This window comes from Streptomyces sp. NPDC002835 (assembly GCF_053591995.1).
On the sequence record NZ_JBSFUW010000013.1, the window covers coordinates 47,711 to 67,591 of the forward strand.

13 protein-coding genes, 1 tRNA gene and 3 pseudogenes are annotated in these 19,881 nt (G+C 70.2%); 10 read left to right on the forward strand and 7 right to left on the reverse strand.

Annotated features, from left to right (window positions below):
* The first annotated feature begins 116 nt into the window (after positions 1 to 116).
* The 4 genes from tmk (at position 117) to ACWD01_RS16585 (ending at position 6,593) form a co-directional block, all read left to right on the forward strand.
* Positions 117 to 3,317 carry a dTMP kinase gene (tmk, locus tag ACWD01_RS16570; RefSeq protein ID WP_451162319.1) on the forward strand — a complete coding sequence of 1,067 codons (3,201 nt, stop codon included), beginning with the start codon at positions 117 to 119 and terminating at the stop codon, positions 3,315 to 3,317.
* 217 nt (positions 3,318 to 3,534) lie between these two features.
* Entirely contained in the window at positions 3,535 to 4,740 is a 1,206-nt protein-coding gene (locus tag ACWD01_RS16575; RefSeq protein ID WP_451162321.1) for a DNA polymerase III subunit delta', read from the forward strand.
* Positions 4,741 to 4,865: 125 nt separating this feature from the next.
* On the forward strand, positions 4,866 to 6,407 hold the full coding sequence (locus tag ACWD01_RS16580) for an alpha/beta hydrolase (RefSeq protein ID WP_451162323.1): 1,542 nt from the start codon (positions 4,866 to 4,868) through the stop codon (positions 6,405 to 6,407).
* Positions 6,408 to 6,519: 112 nt separating this feature from the next.
* Positions 6,520 to 6,593: transfer RNA gene (locus ACWD01_RS16585), tRNA-Thr, on the forward strand.
* A 68-nt stretch (positions 6,594 to 6,661) separates the two neighbouring features.
* Here the strand turns inward: ACWD01_RS16585 and ACWD01_RS16590 are convergent.
* A pseudogene (locus ACWD01_RS16590) lies at positions 6,662 to 7,827 on the reverse strand (tyrosine-type recombinase/integrase).
* 63 nt (positions 7,828 to 7,890) lie between these two features.
* The gene (locus tag ACWD01_RS16595; RefSeq protein WP_451162325.1) at positions 7,891 to 8,094 is read right to left on the reverse strand and encodes a helix-turn-helix domain-containing protein; all 204 of its coding nucleotides are present in this window, start codon (positions 8,092 to 8,094) and stop codon (positions 7,891 to 7,893) included.
* Positions 8,095 to 9,553: 1,459 nt separating this feature from the next.
* On the opposite strand from ACWD01_RS16595, the gene ACWD01_RS16600 reads away from it, so the two are divergent.
* Together ACWD01_RS16600 and ACWD01_RS16605 are read left to right on the forward strand one after the other, a co-directional pair.
* Positions 9,554 to 10,402: a carbonic anhydrase gene (locus ACWD01_RS16600; protein ID WP_451162327.1), complete on the forward strand. Its 849-nt coding sequence runs from the start codon at positions 9,554 to 9,556 to the stop codon at positions 10,400 to 10,402.
* A 735-nt stretch (positions 10,403 to 11,137) separates the two neighbouring features.
* Positions 11,138 to 12,315: pseudogene (locus ACWD01_RS16605) on the forward strand (IS701 family transposase).
* 67 nt (positions 12,316 to 12,382) lie between these two features.
* Here ACWD01_RS16605 and ACWD01_RS16610 read toward each other — a convergent pair.
* On the reverse strand, positions 12,383 to 12,658 hold the full coding sequence (locus ACWD01_RS16610) for a hypothetical protein (RefSeq protein ID WP_451162329.1): 276 nt from the start codon (positions 12,656 to 12,658) through the stop codon (positions 12,383 to 12,385).
* 15 nt (positions 12,659 to 12,673) lie between these two features.
* Between ACWD01_RS16610 and ACWD01_RS16615 the strand changes: the two genes are divergently transcribed.
* From ACWD01_RS16615 to ACWD01_RS16630, 4 genes and pseudogenes are all read left to right on the forward strand, one after another.
* Positions 12,674 to 12,787, forward strand: coding sequence for a DUF6233 domain-containing protein (locus tag ACWD01_RS16615; RefSeq protein WP_451162331.1), 114 nt, complete (start codon positions 12,674 to 12,676; stop codon positions 12,785 to 12,787).
* A 114-nt stretch (positions 12,788 to 12,901) separates the two neighbouring features.
* Positions 12,902 to 14,299, forward strand: a complete 1,398-nt coding sequence (locus ACWD01_RS16620; RefSeq protein WP_451162333.1) for a Mucin-2 — start codon at positions 12,902 to 12,904, stop codon at positions 14,297 to 14,299.
* Between the two features lie 453 nt (positions 14,300 to 14,752).
* Positions 14,753 to 15,013: a hypothetical protein gene (locus ACWD01_RS16625; protein WP_451162335.1), complete on the forward strand. Its 261-nt coding sequence runs from the start codon at positions 14,753 to 14,755 to the stop codon at positions 15,011 to 15,013.
* 103 nt (positions 15,014 to 15,116) lie between these two features.
* A pseudogene (locus tag ACWD01_RS16630) lies at positions 15,117 to 15,337 on the forward strand (hypothetical protein).
* Between the two features lie 642 nt (positions 15,338 to 15,979).
* Here ACWD01_RS16630 and ACWD01_RS16635 read toward each other — a convergent pair.
* Genes ACWD01_RS16635 through ACWD01_RS16650 form a run of 4 tightly spaced genes read right to left on the reverse strand, consistent with a single transcriptional unit; the run spans position 15,980 to position 19,544 of the window.
* Positions 15,980 to 16,585 (reverse strand): response regulator, encoded by a 606-nt coding sequence (locus tag ACWD01_RS16635; RefSeq protein WP_451162337.1) that lies wholly within the window; start codon positions 16,583 to 16,585, stop codon positions 15,980 to 15,982.
* Positions 16,582 to 17,778: a sensor histidine kinase gene (locus ACWD01_RS16640; RefSeq protein ID WP_451162339.1), complete on the reverse strand. Its 1,197-nt coding sequence runs from the start codon at positions 17,776 to 17,778 to the stop codon at positions 16,582 to 16,584. Before ACWD01_RS16640 ends, ACWD01_RS16635 begins: the two co-directional genes overlap by 4 nt.
* Positions 17,779 to 17,823: 45 nt before the next feature.
* A complete protein-coding gene (locus ACWD01_RS16645; RefSeq protein ID WP_451162341.1) occupies positions 17,824 to 18,591 on the reverse strand; it encodes an ABC transporter permease in 768 nt (255 codons plus the stop codon).
* Positions 18,588 to 19,544, reverse strand: a complete 957-nt coding sequence (locus tag ACWD01_RS16650) for an ABC transporter ATP-binding protein (RefSeq protein ID WP_451162343.1) — start codon at positions 19,542 to 19,544, stop codon at positions 18,588 to 18,590. Before ACWD01_RS16650 ends, ACWD01_RS16645 begins: the two co-directional genes overlap by 4 nt.
* Positions 19,545 to 19,881 lie beyond the last annotated feature (337 nt).

Below are 19,881 nucleotides of genomic sequence, written 5' to 3' on the forward strand. Positions count from 1 at the left end.
TCCGCGCGACCGCATACAGGCGCTTCGTGCCAGGGGAATTTCACACCCTTGCCACAAAGCGCCTGTATGTTCGGACACGCCTCCGGGGAGCGTGCGGCTCCGGATAGGCTGGCCGAATGACGCGAGCCGAGCAGCCAGCCGATCAGCAGGCGGTCATGAACACCGCTTCAGAGACTGCCGCACACGCATCGGATTCCGACACACTCGCCACGGACTCACGAGAACGGGCCGTGCGCTCCCTGCTGCGCCACCCTCCTTTGAGGCGGCTGTGGAACGCGCAGGTGGTCAACGGCGTCGCGGACGCCCTCGCCGTTCTCGTCCTCCTGCTGCTGTCGCTGCAGGCGGCGGTGGCGTCGGGTGCGTTCGGGAGCGGGTACCGCGGGGCGGCCTTCGCGGTCGCCGCCGTGCTGGGCGCCCGCGTGCTGTCCACGCTGCTCTTCGGAGCCGTACTCCTTGGTCCCATGACCTCGCTGACGGCGCCCAGCGGCCTGTTCGACCGGCGCTGGACCATGATCGGGGCCGACGGGCTGCGACTGGGACTGCTGGTGGTCGCACCGCTGTGGATCGACTGGATGCCGGGCAAGGCGCTGGCGATCCTGCTCGTCACGGTCTTCCTGACCGGAGTCGCGGAGCGCTTCTGGACCGTCGCCCGTGAAGGCGCCGCGCCGTCGCTGCTGCCCGCGCCGCCGCCGGAGGGCGCGGCGGTCCGGCCGCTGCCCGACCACCTCGACGCGCTGCGCAGGCTGTGGCTGCGCACCGGCTTCGGGGTCATCCCCGTCGCCGCCGCGGTGCTGCTGGCCGCCACCCTGATCGGCAATCTGCTGGGCACCGGCATCAACTGGTTCACCGCCCATCAGGCCGCCCTCGGGTCCTACATCGCGGCCGGCCTCTTCGCGGCGTCCGTGTCGATCCTGTACTTCCTCGAGCTGCCCGGCTCCCAGACGCCCCGGCCGCGTTCGCCCCTCGAGGGCCTGCGCAGGCCGTCCGCGGGCGACGGCGTGGACAAGGGCCGCACCGGCGGCATACCGCTGTTCGTCGTCGCCTGCGCCGCGGTCACCGGAGCCGTCGCCTCCGCTGCCGCCGTCGCCGTGCTGCACGCCGTCGACCTCGGCGGCGGGCCCGTGACGTTCTCGCTGCTGATCCTCGCGCTGATCGGCGGCACCGCCGCCGGCATCCGGGGGGCCGGTTCCGTACTGCCCTCGCTGTCCCGCCGCAGGCTGCTGCCGCTCGCGGTCGCCGTGACCGGCGTCGCGCTGCTCGCGCTGGGCCTCGTGCCGGACACGGCGACCGGGCTGTTCCTCGCCGCGGTCGCGGGCGTCTCCGCGGGCGTCGCCGCGAACACCGGGCACATCCTCATCGACCAGGAGACCGAGGAGTTCCGGCGGCACCGGCTCGCCTCGCACCTGCAGGCGGTCGTCCGCGTCGTCATCGCGATCGCCGCGATCGCCGCACCACTGCTCGCCGCCGCGATCGGCCCCCACCGGCTGGCGAGCGGCGACTTCGTCTTCGCGCACGGCGGGGCGGCGTTCACGCTCATGCTCGTCGGGGCGCTGCTGCTGCCCGTCGCGGCGATCGTGCTCGCCAAGACGGACGACCGGTCCGGTGTGCCGCTGCGCCGGGACCTCGGCGACGCCCTGCGTGGCGGGGCGGACCCGGCGCAGGCGCCCGTGGCAGGCGGCTTCTTCATCGCCATCGAGGGCGGCGACGGGGCCGGCAAGTCCACCCAGGTCGAGGCCCTCGCCGAGTGGATCCGCGCCAAGGGCCACGAAGTGGTCGTCACCCGCGAGCCCGGCGCGACCCCGGTCGGCAAGCGGCTGCGCTCCATCCTGCTCGACGTGTCGAGCGCCGGACTGTCCAACCGGGCGGAGGCACTGCTGTACGCGGCCGACCGCGCGGAGCACGTCGACTCGGTGATCCGCCCGGCTCTGGAGCGCGGCGCGGTCGTCATCTCCGACCGGTACATCGACTCGTCCGTGGCCTACCAGGGCGCGGGCCGCGACCTGTCGCCGACCGAGATCGCCCGGATCTCGCGCTGGGCGACGGACGGCCTCGTACCGAACCTGACCGTGCTGCTCGACGTCTCCCCGGAGGCCGCGAGGGAACGCTTCACCGAGGCGCCGGACCGCCTCGAGTCGGAGCCGGCCGAGTTCCACCAGCGGGTGCGGTCCGGCTTCCTGACGCTGGCCGCCGCCGACCCCGGCCGCTATCTGGTCGTGGACGCGGGCCAGGAGCCCGAGTCGGTCACCACCGTCGTACGGCACCGGCTCGACCAGTTGCTGCCGCTGTCCGAGGCCGAGATCAAGGCCCGGGAAGAGGCGCGCAGGGCGGCCGAGGAGGCGGCTCGCCGCAAGGCCGAGGAAGAGGCCGCCCGCAAGGCCGAGGAGGAGCGTCTCGAACGCGAGCGGCAGGAGCAGCTCGCCAGGCTCCGCGCCGAGGAAGAAGAGCGCAAGCGCCGCGAGCTGGAGGAGGCGCGGCAGCGCGAGGCCGAGCGGCAGGCGGAGGAAGCCCGGCAGCGGGCGGAAGAGGCCCGGCGCCGTGCCGACGAGGAGATGCGGCGCCGCGAGGCCGAGGAGAAGGCCCGCCAGGCGGAGCAGGAACGGCTGCGCAGGCAGGCCGAGGAAGAGGCCCGGCTGCGCAAGGAGGCCGAGGAGCGCCGCCTGGAGAAGCAGCGCAAGGCGGAGGAGGCGCTGCTGCGCGCCGAGGAGGCCCGCCGGGCGGCGGAGGCCGCCGCGGCCTCGGTCACCGCCGCGTCGTCCGCCGAGACCACGGTGGCGACTCCGGTAGTCAGGCCGGACGAGGTCACGCAGGAGGTCCCGGTCCCGGGCGGGGCGCACGACGCGACGAACGTGCTGCCGCAGGTGCAGGACGAGGCGGAGACGGCGATGCTGCCGCAGGTGCAGGACGAGGCGGAGACGGCGATGCTGCCCCAGGTTCCCGACGAGGCGGAGACGGCCATGCTCCCGCAGGTTCCCGACGAGGCGGAGACGGCCATGCTCCCGCAGGTGCGTGAGGAGCGTGCGGCGGACGAGACGGCGGTTCTGCCGCCGGTACGGGACGCGGGGCCGTCCGGTCCGGCCGACCGTGTGCCGCCGGGCATCTTCCGCGACGAGCGCGAGGCGCAGCGCGGCGAGAACGGGAACGAGCGCACCACGGAACTCCCGCAGATCGATCCCTCGGCGGAGCGCTCACGCCGCCGCTCGGACTGGGCGGAGGAGACACCGCTCGACGACCTGCCGACGCTCGCGGACGAACTCCTCGGTCCGCGTGAGGACGACGAGGACGACGGCGGCCGCGGGCGCCGGGGCAGGCGCGGCTGACGGACGCTCCGGGCGGACCGGACGCGACAGGAGAGGACCGGGTCCCACAGGACCCGGTCCTTTTCCGTGCCGGGGCCTTCCCGTGCCGGGGCCTTTCCGTGCCGGGGCCTTTCCGCGCCGGCGCCTGTGCCGTCTCGGACCTGTGGACGACGTGGACGGGACTGTCGGTGCTCTCCGCCACAATGGGAGACCCCAGCAGGAAAGGCGGTGACGGCACATGGCCGTGTGGGACGACGTGGTCGGCCAGGAGCGTGTCCAGGAGCAGCTCTCCGCCGCCGCGCGCGACGCGGACGCGCAGATCACCGCCCAGTCGGCGGGCGAACCGGTGCCCGCCGCGTCCAAGATGACGCACGCGTGGCTGTTCACCGGCCCGCCCGGCTCGGGACGTTCCACCGCCGCCCGTGCGTTCGCCGCCGCGCTGCAGTGCACCAGCCCGGACCGTGCCCTCGGCGCCGCACCGGGCTGCGGTTTCTGCGACGGGTGCCACACCACGCTCGTCGGGACGCACGCCGACGTCGACGTGATCCGCACCGACCTGCTCTCCATCGGTGTCGGCCAGACCCGTGAGCTCGTCCGCCGCGCCCAGCTCTCGCCCGCGGTCGGCCGCTGGCAGGTGATCATCCTGGAGGACGCCGACCGTCTCACGGAGGGCGCGGGGAACGTTCTGCTGAAGGCGGTCGAGGAGCCCGCGCCCCGTACCGTCTGGCTCCTGTGCGCGCCGTCCATCGAGGACGTGCTGCCCACCATCCGCTCCCGCTGCCGTCACCTCACCCTGCGTACGCCATCGGCGGCCGCCGTGGCGGACGTGCTGATCAGGAGAGACGGCATCGAGCCGGACGTCGCGGCGGCCGTGGCCCGTGCCACCCAGGGCCACATCGGCCGGGCCCGCCGGCTCGCCACCGACGAGCGGGCCCGTGCCCGCCGTACCGCGGTTCTCAAGCTGCCCCTGCGCGTGGAGGACATCGGCGGCTGCCTCCGAGGCGCTCAGGAGCTCATCGACGCGGCCGCGGAGGACGCCAAGCAGGTCGCGGAGGCCATCGACGTCAAGGAGACCGAGGACCTCAAGGCGGCGCTCGGCGCGCAGGCGGGCGGCCGGATGCCGCGCGGCACGGCCGGCGCGATGAAGGAGCTCGAGGACAGACAGAAGCGCCGCAAGACCCGCACCCAGCGCGACAGCCTCGACCTCGCGCTCACCGACCTCACCAGCTTCTACCGCGACGTACTGGCGCTCCAGATGGGGTCGCGCGTGGAGCTCGCCAACGGTGACGTGCGGGACTCCCTGGACCGCGTCGCCCGGAGCTCCACACCGGAGGGCACTCTGCGGCGGATAGAGGCGGTGGTCGCCTGCCGTGAGGCCCTGGAGCGCAATGTGGCACCGCTGCTGGCCGTCGAGGCGATGGCGGTTTCGCTGCGGGACGGCTGACGCGCCCGGGCGGGCCGTGTACGGGCACCGCGGCGGTTCACGTACCTCACCGGGCCCGCCCGGCCGGGTTCGTCCGCGCGAGCCGGGACCGGCATCGGCGGCCCGCTGCCATTACGCTCCGTTGGATGGACACCAGGCGCCTGTTCCGCACCTTCGCCCTTCCACTGGCCACGGTCGGCCTCCTCGTCTCCGGCTGTACGGCGGGCGGCCCGTCGGCAGGGGAGCGTGACACACCAGGCGCGGCCGGCGGGGCGGCGCCGTCGCCGGCCCTCAAGCCGTACTACAGCCAGAAGCTGGACTGGCGGGAGTGCGGCGTGCCCGGTTTCGAGTGCGCCACGATGAAGGCTCCGCTGGACTACGCGAAGCCGGAGGGCGACTCGATCAAGCTCGCCGTCTCCCGGATCAAGGCCACCGGGCCCGGCAAGCGGCTCGGTTCCCTGCTGGTGAATCCGGGCGGCCCCGGCGGCTCGGCCGTCGGATACCTCCAGGCGTACGCCGGCATCGGCTACCCGGCCCCGGTCCGCGCCCGCTACGACATGGTGGCCGTCGACCCGCGCGGTGTCGCCCGCAGCGAGCCCGTCGAGTGCCTGACCGGCCCGGAGATGGACACGTACACCCAGGTCGACCAGACGCCGGACGACACCGCGGAGGCCGGCAGGCTGGAGCAGGCGTACAAGGACTTCGCCGCGGGTTGCGAGAAGCGTTCCGGCAAGGTCCTGCCCCATGTCTCGACCACGGAGGCGGCCCGGGACATGGACGTCCTGCGCGCGATCCTGGGCGACGCGAAGCTGAACTACGTCGGCGCCTCGTACGGCACCTTCCTCGGCGCGACCTACGCCGAACTGTTCCCGGACCGGACCGGCCGACTGGTCCTCGACGGGGCGATGGACCCGGCGCTCCCGGCGCGCGAGCTGAACCGCGACCAGACAGCCGGCTTCGAGACCGCGTTCAAGGCCTTCGCCGCGGACTGCGTGCAGAAGGCGGACTGCCCCCTGGGCAGCACGTCCGTCGCCGACGCGACCGAACGCCTCAAGGACTTCTTCGCGAAAGTCGACGCCTCGCCCGTGCCGACCGGTGAGGACCGCCCGCTCGGCGAGTCGCTGGCCACCACCGGCGTGATCGCCGCGATGTACGACGACGGCGCGTGGCCCCAGCTGCGCTCCGCGCTCACGGCCGCGCAGGACGGCGACGGCGCCCCGCTCCTGGCCATGGCCGACAGCTACTACGAGCGCGAGGCGGACGGCTCGTACGCCAACCTGATGTTCGCCAACGCGGCCGTGAACTGCCTCGACCTCCCGGCCGCCTTCGAGGGCGCCGACGAAGTGCGGGCCGCGCTCCCCGAGTTCGAGAAGGCGTCCCCGGTCTTCGGCCGCGGCTTCGCCTGGGCCTCCCTGAACTGCGGCTTCTGGCCCACCGAGGCCACCGGCAAGGCCCACGCCATCGAGGCGAAGGGCGCGGCCCCGATCGTGGTCGTGGGCACCACGCGCGACCCGGCCACCCCGTACAAGTGGGCCGAGAGCCTCGCCGGCCAGCTGTCGTCCGGCCGGCTCCTGACGTACGACGGCGACGGCCACACCGCCTACGGCCGGGGCAGCGACTGCATCGACACGGCGATCAACACCTACCTCCTGGAGGGCGAGGCACCCAAGGACGGCAAGCGCTGCTGAGGCCCGCGACGGGGGTGACCGGGGGTGGTCCGGGGCACCCCCTGGAACCCTGTAGACTTGGCGCCGCTGCTGATGAGAGCGTGTCCCGCGAGGACGCGTACGTCCGCAGCTTGCCGCCTTAGCTCAGTTGGCCAGAGCAACGCACTCGTAATGCGTAGGTCTCGGGTTCGAATCCCGAAGGCGGCTCTGTAGAAGCCTCAGGACTCACTCGCCGTGACCTGGGGCTTTTGCTTTTACCGGATACGACGGCGGCGCTACGCGCGTGCCGTGCGAGTGTCGGCGGTCTCATTTCTGGTCTCAGTGGGGCCCAGAACCGGGGCCGACGGAGGCGACGGTGGGGGTACGAAAAACTCGCCCATGCGCCGCATGGCGTCCTTGGACAGGTGGGACCGGCCCTTGACGTACCGCCGGGTCTGACTGATCTGCGTGTGCCGCAGGATCTCCATGATCGTGGGCATGTCGACGCCCAGTTCGTTCAGGATCGTGCCGGCGGTGTGGCGGCTCCCGTCGTACAGGCGGCGGTCATCGATCCCGGCTTCCTTGAGCAGTTCCTTGAACTCCTCGTAGTCGGCGCGCGGATCCAGCGGCCGGCCGTCCGGGCGCGAGAACACGACGTCGTGCTCCTGCCACAGTTCCCCGGCAGCTTCCCGTGCCGCTTGCTGCTGGGCCTTGTGGTCGTGCAGGAAGGGAACGAAGACGGGCGGGATGGGCACAGCGTTCCGGCTCTTCTTGGTCTTGGGCCGGGTGAAGGTGAGTCCGCCTTCCTTGCGCTCTGGGCAGGTGCTTGCATGCTTCGTGCACGTCTTGGCGCACGGCTTCGGGCAGCCACGCTTGTAGCCCTTGTGCGCGGTGCAGTCCGGCGGGCACGGCTCGAAGCGGTGCAGACGCCCTCCACAGGCGTGCGGATCGTCGCAGCCGTGCCGCCACGTGAGGCGCTGAAGCTGCCACTCGGGGCGGAACAGCTCCGCTTCCAGGTCGACGTACGACCAGCGCAGCCCGAGCGTCTCGCCCTGCCGGAACCCCATGCCGACCCCGACAATCCACCGCATGAAGGTCGGCCGCTTTGCCGCGGTTTCGAGGAACGTTTTCGCCTCCTCCTTGGTAAAGGGGTTGGCCTCGGTCTCTTGGACCAGTAGTCATCGAGCGAACGCGGCTTGAGCTTCAGGCTCGCGATGTCGGTGAGATAGGTCTCCATCCACGCGGCGACGGTCGGCTTACGGCCCGCTGCGGGTGCACGCCCCTGATCCCGCTGGCGCTCCAGCTCCTTCACCTTGCGCTTGATCTCGGCCTCGGTCCGGGCCCGGCGGTGGCGTCGGTCGGGGCCGCCGTCACTCTTGACGCCCATCGTCACGCGACCGTGCCACCAGCCATCGGCGCCGAAGTAGATGGACGACTCCATGTTGGGCTTGCGGGGGCTCATGTGTTCCTCCATGCGGGAGGCGCCCCGAGCAGAGTGCTCGGGGCGCCTCAGTGCGTGCTCTGGTCAGTTGGACAGCGGGGAGAGGGTTGCTACGAATGCTTCGAGGTCAGCACGCTGGATCCGGCGCGTGCGGCCCAACTTGATGTACTTCAGGGCGCCTTCGGCCATCAGCTCGTAGACGGTGGATCGGCCGATGGCGAGCGCTTCGGCCGCTTCCTCGGGCTTGTACAGGAGTCGGTCGACGGGGGCGGCAGTCGCGGTGCTCATCCGGGGTGCTCCTGGGCAGTCGTCTTTGCCTGCGAGGGGTTGGGCTCGGGATCTCGGCCCGCACCTGTCCTAGGTGCGGATTTCTGCGTCACAGCGTCACCAGCGTCACTCGGGCTCCTGACCTGCGGTTTCGCGTGACGCGGCGCAGCGAGCGTGCGTCATCGGTGCGTCACGGGCTGCGTCACGGCGTGACGCAGGTGACGCACGATGACGCAGAGCCTGCCGTCTGCGTCACGCTTGTATCCGCAGGCCAGAGGGTGTTTTTTCCGTCCGTGTGACGCTGTGACGCAGAGCTTCCCTACTTAGGAAAAAGAAGGGGTGTCTGTAGTGGTCCGGTGGTCTCTCAGGACGTGAATGAGGGGCCGCTGCGCGGCGCGACCATCGGGCGGCGTTCCGCCGAACAGCAAGAAGAGCACCCTGGGCGCGGCGGGTGCTCTTCTTGCTTGTCCGGACGAACGCGGTCGCGGGTCAGAACGCTCCCGTCTGCTCGTGTGGCGGCGGGGTGGCCCGGCGGGTCATTTCGAGGTATCGGCCTTCGCGGGTGCGGCCCGAGTCGATGAGGACCCCACGAGCCAGATTCGTCTGAAGGCGGTCGTTGATTCCTCCTTCGACCTCACCGCGCTCCGCACCGGGGAGGCAGGTGGCACCCTGCGGACCCATTCCCAGCATGCGATCGACCTGAATGCGTCCGCCAACACCGCGAACGGTGGCGCCAGTAGATGCCCGCTCCCGAGCCAGAGGAGCCGCCTGGAATCCGAGTGCCGGGCGCATTGCTGGGACTCTCGGCGCTTCCGACGATAGCCGCGGGTGAGCAGCGGCTGCAGCGGCGTGACTGGCTCCGTCTGGGTGGCGTTGATCTCAGCATGGATCTCGACGCCCTCCTCGATGTGCCCGGCGACCGTATCCCGCTGCTGACGGCGGGGGAGGCTCACGTCGTGCTACGTCGGGAGTTACACCGAACGTCTTGAAGTCCCTCATCACGACTGGCTCCTGACCTCACTTTGGACAGGCCCTTGGCTCCATGCCGGTGGGGAGCGTCGTACGGCGGGATCGGCCCGGTGGGAGGGGATGTGGCGCGCAAGAAGTCCTCGGCGAGTCAACTGCTGTCCGTACACCAGCAGCGCCAGGAGGCGAAGGTCGCCGAGCGAAGGCGGCAGCAGGAGGAGGAGTTACGGCGGACGCGGGCGGCGGAACAGGACCGGCAGCGGCAGGAGCGCGCCGAGCCGCAGGCAGCCAGAGAGCAGGCCCGAGCCTGGGAGCAGACGCGCGGGCTGGGCCTGCCTGGGAGTCGCGGTGAAAGACCCAGCAGTAGTCGGAATTTGAACGATCGCTTACCTTTATTGATTCTCTCTTGTTCATTGCTTGTCCAAGCGCTGGTCAGCGAGGCGGAACAGTGGGGGTCGGCACCCAGCGGGTGCCGAGGACCACGATCAGCCAACCTCCGCGAGGTGGAACAAGCATGTCTTCCAATGTCATACGCATGGCCGCGATAGCCGGAGTCACCACCCTCACGGTCTTCACGGCCACGTCCTGCGCCGAGGGAGATGCCGGCACGGACACGATGGAGAAACCGGCCGTGGCCGCTTCACCTCAGTCCGACGGAAAGGCCGAGAAGAAGGAGGGTGCCCACTGGGGTTACCAGGGAGCCAGCGGTCCGGCGAACTGGGCGACCCTCGCCGAGGACTTCGAGGCGTGTGAGGCCGGGCACGAGCAGTCCCCGATCGATCTCGACGACGACAAGGTGGACGAGGCCCCGGTCGACAAGGCAGTGACCATCGACTACAGGCCCGTCACCGCGGAGCTGGTGAACAACGGCCACACCGTCCAGGCCAATGTCTCCACAGGCAGCAAAATCGTCATCGACGGCACCTCCTACGACCTCAAGCAGTTCCACTTCCACCTCCCGAGCGAGCACACGGAGGAGGGCGAGCACACCGCGATGGAGATGCACTTCGTGCACGCGGACAAGAACGGCAAGCTCGCCGTGGTGGCCGTCTTGATGGAGGCGAAGGCCGGCAGGTCCGCGTTCGCGGACCTCTTCAAGAAGCTGCCGCCCGAGGAGGGCACCACGGCGAAGATCACCAAGGCATTCGACCTCACCGCGTTCCTGCCCGGTGACCGCAAGCAGTACCACTACGAGGGCTCACTGACGACCCCGCCATGCACCGAGGGCGTCAAGTGGACCGTTCTCAAGGCCCCGGTCCGGGTCGCCCCGGACGAGGTGGCCACGTACAAGGAGTTGTTCCCGAAGAGCAATCGGCCGACCCAGCCGCTGAACGACCGCGAGCTCTCCGTCGTGGACGAGTAACCCCCGCATCCCGGCCCCCGAGGGCCGTTCTGACTCTCGAACGTCCGGCCCTCGGACCGCCACGCCTGAGCGTTGAGGTCGTCGCATCCTCGCGGCGCCCCGCACAGCCCGGTGTGCGGCGGCGGGAAGACCAGCAGGGCGGCCCCGGGCACCACTCTCCACGACCAGGGGTTCCTCGCCGCCGGCTGGACACCGTCCGATCTGCAACACATGCCGGAGTTCTCCACAGCGTAGTCAGCACCAAGTCAGCACGGGAGTCAGCACAGCGCCTCCAAATCATGCCCGGACAGCGCAACTCAGACAGCCCTACTCGCCGCCTCATCGAAGCCGTCACGGAGCTACCGGACCCCCTCCATGGTGGGCGCACGCACCCCGGATCGCTGAACTATGGTGTCCCACCACATACGCCCCTCACCTGGCCCTTCCTACGGTGTGGCGACACGCAAACGTCCCCGCCAACTGTCCGGAAGTGGTGTCCATGGCCGCCCCCGCAAGCGCTCCACCAGCTCCCAGTTCGCTCAAGCGCATCGTCGCCGCGAGTCTCATCGGCACGACCATCGAGTGGTACGACAACTCATTCGATCGGGGCTAGTACTCCAGTGTGACTTCGTGATCTTGGGTCGGACCCGGCTGGGAACGGGTACGGCCACCGCGTGATCATCGGTTGGTGTGTGGACAAACGAAGATCGTGCAGTGGCCGCAGGTCACAGCATAGACGGCGCCCGATGGCGGGCGATGTTCGAGCAGGCTGTGGCCCGGATCACGGGCCGGTTCAGCCGAGTTGAGCCGAGGGCGAGTGCCCGCGCCTACTTGCTCGGGCTGTTGTCGAAGGTGGAGCGGAAGACTGCTGGCAGCTGGCCGAACAGGCAGGCCATGCGCGGCCGGGGCCGATGCAGCGGCTGCTGCGCTACGCCCGCTGGGACGCCGACGCCGTCCGCGATGACATCCGCGCCTACGCCGTCGAACACCTCGGCGCCCAGGGCTCGGTGCTGATCGTGGACGAGACCGGCTTCGTGAAGAAGGGCCGGGCTTCGGCGGGCGTGCAGCGCCAGTACACCGGTACCCCCGGGCGCATCGAGAACTCCCAGGTCGGCGTTTTCCTCGCCTACGCCACCAGCCGGGGACGGGCCCTGATCGACCGCCGGCTCTACCTGCCCGAACAGTCCTGGTGCTCCGATCCCGAGCGCCGCCGGGCGGCCGGGATACCCGAGACTGTGCAGTTCCAGACCAAGCCCCGCCTGGCCTGGGAGATGATCGCCGCCACGCTGGACGCCGGGGTGAAGGCACCGTGGGTGACCGGCGACGAAGCCTACGGGCAGGACCCTCAGCTTCGTGCCGCCCTGGAGACACGCGGGACCGGCTACGTTCTCGCGGTCGCCTGCTCCACCCGGGTGCGGATCAACTCGGGCCGCACCACCATCCGCGCGGACACCGTCGCCGAACGGCTCCCCGCCACCGCCTGGCAGCGGCACAGCGCCGGAGCCGGTGCGAAAGGCCCGCGCTACTACGACTGGGCCTGGATCCACATCGGCATCGGCGAACACCGCCACCTGCTGATCCGACGCAACCGCACCACCGGCGAACTCGCCTTCTACCTGTGCTGGTCACCTGCCACAGTGCCCCTTGCGGAACTCGTCCGGGTCGCCGGTGTCCGCTGGAGCGTCGAGGAGTGCTTCCAGGCCGCCAAGGGCCAGGTCGGACTCGATCACTACCAGGTCCGCAACTGGACCTCATGGCACCGGCACATCACGCTCGCCATGCTCGCCCTGGCCTTCCTGACCGCCCTCGCCACCGACGCGGCACCGAAGCGGTCCACCGGTCCGCACCGCCCGGCTCGCAACAGCGAACCGATCTCCTTGACCGTCCCGGAGATCCGCCACCCGTCACCCTCGTCCTCGGCTCGCCGACCGTGACAGCTGCCAGGCTGCTGCACTGGTCGATCTGGCGCAGACGCCACCAGGCAACAGCCCGACGCAGCCACTACCGACGACGATCCATCCACGAACTTGCTGGATAGATCACGAAACCGCACTGGAGTACTAGAATCGAATATGTGTCCGAATCTGTCGCCTCGAGCTGCTCCGCTTCCTGCGACGCGTCCAGCAGCAGCAGCTCGAGCAGACCGACCGGTGGATCGCGGCCGAGGAGCAGCGAGCCGCCGCCGTGGCCCGCGCCGCGCGCGTGAAGCCGCCGGCCGATCCCGGGGTCGTGGTCTTTCACGGCATAGGGCAGGACCGGCGCCCGTTCGAGGTCCACGTAGGGGACTGCCGCATGGCGAAGCGGACGAGGCCAGTGAGCAGCGAGCAGGCCCGGCAGGCGCTCGCCGACGGAGTGGAGGCCTGCCAGTTCTGCCGGCCGGACACGGACCTCGGTGTGCTCGGCTAAGGCACTGTCCGGCCGATCATGATGGCCTGCCGGCCCGCCAGACGGGCCGCCGGGCTGCCGGGCGCGGCACTATGGGCGTGAACCAGCCGACGGAGACGCAGGGGTAGGGGAATCATGGTCGCGTTCCACGCGTCCGCGCTGGACGGTGTCGCCTGTAATCCGGCGCTGTCGACACCGCTGCTGCTGCGCCTGCTTGCCTTCGACGGGGGCGGTGACCGTCGTCCGCCCCGTCGTGCGCTGCAGCGGGCCGGGCTTTCCGAGTCGGCCGTCAGGGTGATCCTGGCCCACCCGGATCCGGGCGTCCGGATCGATTTCGCCATGAGTGCCAGGGCGGAGCCTGCACAGCGGGCCCGGCTCGCGGACGATCCTTCTTTCAAGGTGCGGGCAGCTCTTGCGTACGGACCCGAGGTCTACGGCCCCCGCACGAAGGTCGCGCCGCTCCCGGACGCCGTGTGCGTCCGCCTGCTCGACGACCCCGCCCCTTCTGTCCAGACGGCACTGCTGGACTCGCCCCATCTGGCGTCGTCGTTCGTGGCCTCAATGGCTACTCATCACAGCTCGGCAGCGCGCCAGGAAGCGGTGCGTGCATGGGAGATCCTGCCGCCGGGTGAGCGGTCGGCGCTGCTTGCCGACCCTGATCCCGGAGTGCGGCGGGCCGCCGCACTCCGGGAGTGCCGACGGGACGCGCACGTCACCGCCGAACTCCTCCGGGATCCGAAGTCCGCCGCCGAGGCGCTGCGCCGAGGGCTCCTCGTCCGCGCCGACGCCGAGCGGTGCGTCGCCGAGGGGACGCACCTGGCGGCTCTTGCCGAGAACCCGTCGTTGCCCGCCGATCTCGTGGAGCGGCTCGCCGTCGACCCCGACGAGGCCGTACGGCTCGCGGTCTCCCTCAGGCCCGAGCTGGACGAGGCACGGCGCATGGCGATCGACTTCACGGCCGGTGACCTCGACAGGGGCGACGGCGTGCAGTGGGTACGGGACGGGCTGACCGACCCCGAGGTGCTGCGCCGAGCCGCGACCTCCGCCCACCCGCTGCTCCGGCGCGCCGCCGCCCGGAGCCCTCACCTGCCGCCCGACCTGCTGCGCCTGCTCGCACGCGTCGAGGACCCGGTGGTGGAGAACCTCCTGGGCATTCACCACCCCGACACCCCGGAGAAGGTCCTGATGCGCGTGTTCGCGAGGCTCGGCGGGACGTTCTCCGCATGGATGGCGGAGACGCACCCTCGCTTTCCCCGCGAGGGCCTCGCCACCCGCTACGCGGACCACCCGGACGGGAACTACCGCCGACTGGCTGTTCGGGATCCGGCCGCCACGCCCGCGCTGATCGAGCGGCTCAGCCATGACCCCGAGGTCTGGACGCGCCAGGCGGCGGCCGGCGACCCGCGCCTCCCGCTCCACCGGCTCCGCGAGGCACTCCACATACCCGAGCTGGCCTCCAGCGCGGGCGCCAACCCGGCGCTCCCTGAAGACGAGATGGCCGCCGTCCTGAACCGGGCCGGCGTTCCCGCCTGACCGCCGTGCAGGACCGGCCGGCCTGCGCCACTTCCCGGAGAGGCCCTCGTTCCAAGACTTCGACGTGTCGGCGTCATCCTCGGGCCGGGATGCCACTCGACGCAACCCTCGCCGTGCCGGTATCGGAGATACAGGTACTGGCCGTCCGCCGTCCAGGCATCCCACTGCGACGGGTATGTGGAACACGTCTGCACAACCCGCGTCAGCTTGCGACCCTCATCCGTACTCATCCGACGATGGCCGCGCAGCATCAGGCGCCCGGCAATCGCCTTCAGACCGTCGCCACAGGCGCCTCAACCAGCAGCCAGACGCACGCCATCAATGATCGGCCGGACAGCTCCTAGGACGTCGAGCGGGCATGCGCTCCCGGATGCGGAGGCCCGCCGGCCGGGTGACCCTGATGAAAGTGCCACGCCCCCACACCAACAGGGAGACCCTGTGATCATTCAGAAAATGCACGAGAAAGGGCTGCGCAGTGAGCACGCTTACACCGCAGCCTTCGTGTCCATCGGCCTGTCCATAGCCACCTGGGCGCTATCGCTCAACGCCGAGCCCGGCGCCGGTGTCGCCCGCGCCGACCGGTGGGGCATCTTCGTCGGCGAGTGGGCGCCTACCTTCTTCGGTCTTGGACTGGCGCTCTCCCACTACGAGCAACAGGACGGCACGCTCACTGCAAGCGTCCATCCGTTGTATCCGGAGCAGGAGGCCATGTAGTGCCCAGCGCCCGCCCCGTGAGGGGCGGGCGTTCTGCTGCTGGCAGGAGTGGCCTGTCGAGATCGCGGATGCGATCCCACCAGTAGCGGCGCAGCATGGACAGATGAGCGCGCCGATCGTCGTGCACCGGCCGTCCCCGACCGGCGGCCGGCGGGTGACCGACGCCGGGGCGGGCGCGACGAGATCCTCGGCCTCGCCCGTAGTGATCACGATCTCGTGGTGTTCCTTGAGCATGCCGGGATCCTGGATCCGGGACCGCTCCTTGACGACCCGGTGTGGGTGGAGTGGCGCGGCGGCCGGGCGCACCAGTGGGACGCGGCATAGCCCTTGGGAACGGTCTCAGATGAGGTCTCACTTGCGACTGATTCCGTAGGCGTGTCCAACAGTCCGCTGGCGTTTGAAAACCCCCTGAACAGCGACTCCTGTCACCTGCCGGATGTGTATGGACGCCCCCGGACCAAGATCGGACAACTCGTAATGCGTAGGTCTCGGGTTCGAATCCCGAAGGCGGCTCGGATCAGCCCCAGGACTCACTCGCTGTGACCTGGGGCTTTTTCATGCCCAGGGGCGCGACCCGGCGCGGGCGGCAGCGCCCCTCGGCTCGTGCCACCGCATGCAAGGGGTGCGCGAGGGGAGCGCGTGAGAGCAGTGCTTGAGGTGCGATGAGGGGGGACCACCGAAGCGGGAGCCAGCCGTCCACCGGGTGATCCCGGAGGGCGTCGCCGGGATCATCATGAAGGGGGCTGCCCTAGATGATCACGAGGTCACCGCACCGCACGCGGTGCCCCCGGTGCGGATCGACGGCCGCGCGGTGAGCGTGCCCGTCGAGTCGTTCGAGGACACCGGTCGAGGTGCACAGGCGGCGAACCGCCGTCCGGCGATGCCGCTGGACCTGTCCGGCGCGGCGGGACGGGGCAAGGGCGCAGAGGGCGGCAGCGGGGTGTCGGGCGCTGGGGCTGCGCAGGGTCAGATCCAGCCGCGCTGCTGCGCCAGATGTACCGCCGCGTGCCGGTTCTCCACGCCCAGCTTCGTCGTCACGGACGACAGATAGTTGCGCACGGTCCCTGGGGCCAGGGCCGCCCGTTCGGCGATCTCCTCGATCGGGGCGCCGTCGACGGCCAGGGAGAGGACGTCGGCCTCACGAGAGCTGAGGGGGGATTCGCCCGCGCTGATGGCGTCGGCGGCCAGGATGGGGTCGATGTAGCGGTTCCCGGCGTGGATGGTGCGGATGATGGTGGCGAGTTCCTGGGCGGAGACCGCCTTGGAGACGAATCCCTTGACGCCGTTGGAGAGGGCGCGCTTGAGGTGGCCGGGCAGGCCGTGGCTGGTGACGATCATGGTCTTGCAGTCGGGGAGAGCCTGAGAGATCTCCTTGGCGACGGAGACCCCGTCCTTGCCGGGCATCTGAAGGTCGAGGACGGCGACGTCGGGCTTGTGGCGGAGCGCCATGGCGACGGCTTCGGTACCGGTGGCGGCCTCGGCGACGATGTCGAGATCGTCCTCGAAGGCGAGCAGAGCGGCGAGGGCACCGCGGATGAGGTGTTCGTCGTCGGCGAGGAGGACGCGGATCATCGGTTGGCCTCATTCGGTAGGAGCACGCTCAGACGATAGGTGTTCGTGGTCGAGACGCCGTGGTGGAGGGATCCGCCGAGCGGGGCCAGGCGTTCGGTGAGTCCGGCCAGGCCGCTGCCGCCGCCGCCGGCTGGAGGGTGCTGGCCGGTGCCGTCGTTGGTGATGGTCAGCTGGGTTGCGCCGCCCGCGGCGTGGGAGAGACGGATGGTGCAGTTCCCGGCATGGGAGTGGCGCAGCACATTGGTGACGCCCTCACGGACGGCCCAGCCGAGGGCGGTCTGGGCCTCCTGCCCCAGGGGGGAGTCGCTGTCCTGGCGGATGTGGCAGGTGATGCCGGCGGCCTCCAGGACGGAGCGGGCGCCCTGGAGTTCGGTGGACAGATCGGTGGTGCGGTAGCCCTTGACGACGTCCCTGATCTCCTGGTGGAGGCCGCGGGTGAGGCTCTGCACCTCTGCCATCTCCGCCTGGGCCCTGGGGTTCTGGGCGAGTCGTTCGGCGAGTTCGGACTTGAGGGCGATCACCGAGAGGTTGCGGCCGATGACATCGTGGAGATCACGGGCGAAGCGTAGGCGCTCCTCGGCGACAACGAGCCTGGCCTGTACCTCGCGGGCGACGTTGAGTTGCCACAGCACGGCCAGGAACCACAGCGAGGAACGCATCAGCAACCCGATGACGGTCCAGGCCGCCACCGTGAAGGCCAGTACGGCCGGGGCAGCGGAACGGTCGAGGAACAGAGCGACGGCGCCGGCCGCGACGGACTCGGCGAGCGCCGCGCCCGCGTAGTGGGCCCGGCCGAGCATGGGCGAGAGGGCGAAGGCGAGCGGGATGGCCACCACGATGGAGGCGGTGACCAGGGTGCGGGTGCCGTCGAGCCGACCGGTGCTGTACGCGTAGGGCAACAGGGCCAGTTGGAGGAGGGTCACCGCCGCCATGGCGCCGACGAGCGCCTTCGGGCGGGTGACCCGGCCGACGCTGTAGGCGACGGCGGTGGTGGCGCCGACTCCCTGCACGGCGGTGAGGGCGGCGATCCACCAGCCGGTGGCGGCGGGCGCGTGGGCGGCGGCGAGGCGGGTGAGCAGCGGCCAGAGCAGAGAGGCGAGCAGCAGCCACGGCATGAAGCACAGCATCCAACGGGTCTGCTCGGTCGCTCTCTTGACGTCCGTGCGGTACTGCGCTGTCTCACTCCCGCTCATTCGTCGTCCCCGTCCTCCCTCGGTGCCGCTCGTGCCGTGCCGGGGTCAGGCACGCGGTTCCCAGCGGAACCGGCGCTGCGCTCCCCAGGCGGCGAGAGCGGTCCAGGCCAGCAGCGTCACGATTCTGACCAATGAGTCAATCATCCCGGCACCGTGACCGGTCCAGCCGGATCGCACCAGTTCGATGACGGGGGTCAGCGGGAAGAAGCGCAGGATGTCGCCGAGGGTGTCGGGGAGCACCTCCAGCGGGATGAGGGTGCCGGAGGTGAGCAGCAGCAGCAGAAAGCCGATGGTGCTGATGCCCTGGGCGCTCTCCGCGGTGCGGGCGGCGGCGGTGCTGATCGCGGCGGCCGAAGCGGTGAGCAGCGTGCCGAGCAGGATGCCGATGACGACCAGGTGCGTGGCGGCGGGGGCGCCGAGGCCGGCGATGATCGAGACGGCGGTGGCGATCAGGGCGAACTGGGCGACGGCGGCGACGGCCATCGGGACGGCCGGGCTCGCGAGGATGACGAGGTCGCCGACCTCTCCGGTACGCAGACGCTTCAGGACGTGCTCCTCGCGGCGCAGCACGTAGACGCCGATGAGCGGTGCATACAGGGCCATGATCAGGACGATTCCGGCGCTGGTGGAGATCATCACCTGGCCCATGGCGAGCCCGGCGTCCTTGAGGTCGAACTGTTTCATGATCGTGGTGGTCCCCATGACGATCAGCACGGGGATGACCAGGACGTTGAACAGGTTGCTCTTGCTGCGCAGGAAGAGGGTGAGTTCGACTCGGGAGAGCGCGGTGAGATGGGCGGCGTGGGTGCTCATGCGGGTTCCTTCGTTCCGTTCCTGGCGATCCGCAGAAAGGCTTCCTCCAGAGAGGCCGAGCTGGCGTTGAGCCCGTGCAGGACGACTCCCTTGGCGCGGGCCCAGGCGAGGACTTCGGTGGTGGTGTGCTGAAGGTCCCCTGTGGACAGCTCGACGCGGCCGTCGGCGGTGACCCCGGTCTCGGCCCTCAACTCGGCGGCCGGTGGTAGGTCGTCGGGGCCGAGGCCGGGCGGGAGGCGGAAGCCGAGGGTGGAGGGGTGAGCTGCGACGATGTCGGCGACGCTGCCCGTCGTGGCGATCCGTCCCGCGTGCATGATGGCCAGTTGGTCGGCGAGCTGCTCTGCCTCTTCGAGGTAGTGCGTGGTGAGCAGGATCGTGGTTCCCTCGGCACGCAGCCGCTTGATGATCTGCCAGGTGTCGTGGCGGCCCTCGGGGTCCATGCCGGTGGTGGGCTCGTCCAGGAACAGCAGGTCCGGTCGCCCGAGGGTGGCCAGCGCCAGGTCCAGCCGCCGCTTCTCACCCCCGGAGAGGTTCTTGACGGCGACGTCCTTGCGTGCGGCCAGGCCGACCATGGAGACGGCTTCGTCGGCCGGGCGGGGGTCCGTGGTGCAGGAGGCCCACATGCGGACGGTCTCTGCCACGGTCAGATCGGTGGGAAAGCCGCCGTGCTGGAGCATCACTCCGGTACGCGCGCGCACCCGTTTGCGGTCCCGTACGGGGTCAAGTCCTCCGAACAGGCTGATCGTTCCCTTCGTCGGCCGGGCAAGCCCTTCGAGAAGCTCCACCGTTGAGGTCTTGCCGGCGCCGTTGGTGCCGAGAAGTGCGAACAACTCTCCCTGCCCTACGGCGAGTTCGACGCCGCAGACCGCATCGAAGCCGTGCGCTCCCGCGGGGCCGTACCGGCGCCAGAGGCCTGTGACCTCAATCACATTTGGCTGGATCGTGGCTGTCATGAAGAACATGTTCACCGACTGCGAATGCCGGTGACGGTGAGAAGCGTCATGGGTTCCCATGACAGGTGTCACGACGCCGCATGACATACGTCATTCTCCGGAAGCACACCCTCCGGATGCGGGTGTGATCCAGGTCATATTGCGCGCCTCCCGAATGATGCTTACATCCGTCCACGCCGCCTGGTGATGGCTTCGGAACGACCAGCCGATGCAGACCGGACAGCGCAACAGGGGTACGACATCCGATGCCTGAGAAGGCTTCATGTGCCGCCGGAACCAGCGGCACGTCACAGACGGCAAACGGGGCGGAATTCACCATCCGCGATGTGGGGTGACA